Source organism: Mesorhizobium sp. 2RAF21, from assembly GCF_052115345.1.
Lineage (GTDB): Bacteria > Pseudomonadota > Alphaproteobacteria > Rhizobiales > Rhizobiaceae > Mesorhizobium > Mesorhizobium terrae.
The window spans coordinates 1-808 of record NZ_JBFRGM010000055.1; the positions used below are offsets into that span (position 1 = coordinate 1).

Here is an 808-nt window from a genome sequence, read left to right on the forward strand (position 1 = left end):
TGTTAATTCATGAAGAAGACAAATGGGGAGAATTGAATAAAAGAACTAAATATAAATATAAAAATTTAATTAAAGAAATATCTCCAGTTGATTTAACGGAATTAATGAAATCGACTTTAAGAGAAAATGAAAAACAATTACAAAAGCAAATAGAATTTTGGCAGACAAAAGGTAAGAAGCTATTTTAAAAATGGCTACCATTTGACTCCCTTTTAGCTCCCAAATGGCTCCATAAAAAGGGAGCTATTTGGGAGCTATTTTTGATTTTATGTAGCCATTTGGKAKWCATTTTTGATTTTGKRTAGCTATTCGGTAGCTTTTGTGTAGYCGTTCGGGAGTCATATAACAATTTTTATCGCATAAATAGGAATCCCATTTGACACTGTCAAATCAATATTTTGCACAGAAAYGGCTACCGAATGGCTACATAMGGAGACATTTCTGTGTAGGATTCCTCTTATGCTCTTTTAAAATATTTTAAAATATAAAAGTTACATTATACACCTATTTTTTTCAGGTTTTAGCTTTTTATTGAGAAGGATAATTAAAATAAAAAAACATATTTTTTTCTGAAAGTGTTGAGAAATAAATTTTAAAATGATTTATAGCCTCTCTGTTGAACAAAAAAAGTTTTTAGTCATTTTTATACGTGGAATGATTAAATGTCCTAGAAAGGGCTTAAAATGCAAAATAAAAAGACTACTCATTTTTTGAGTAGTCTATCTGTAGGATAGTTTTTGATATTCTAAATGAAAAGGAGTAATACATAAATCATTTTGTATACATGGGATAATACAAGGTTTAATGC

At 28.2% G+C, this 808-nt stretch carries 1 protein-coding gene; it reads left to right on the forward strand.

All coding sequences use genetic code 11. The features are described 5' to 3' along the window. The coding region (locus tag AB4136_RS33345) for a hypothetical protein (RefSeq protein ID WP_441932344.1) at nucleotides 1-188 on the forward strand (188 nt) is incomplete at its 5' end. Nucleotides 189-808: the final 620 nt, after the last annotated feature.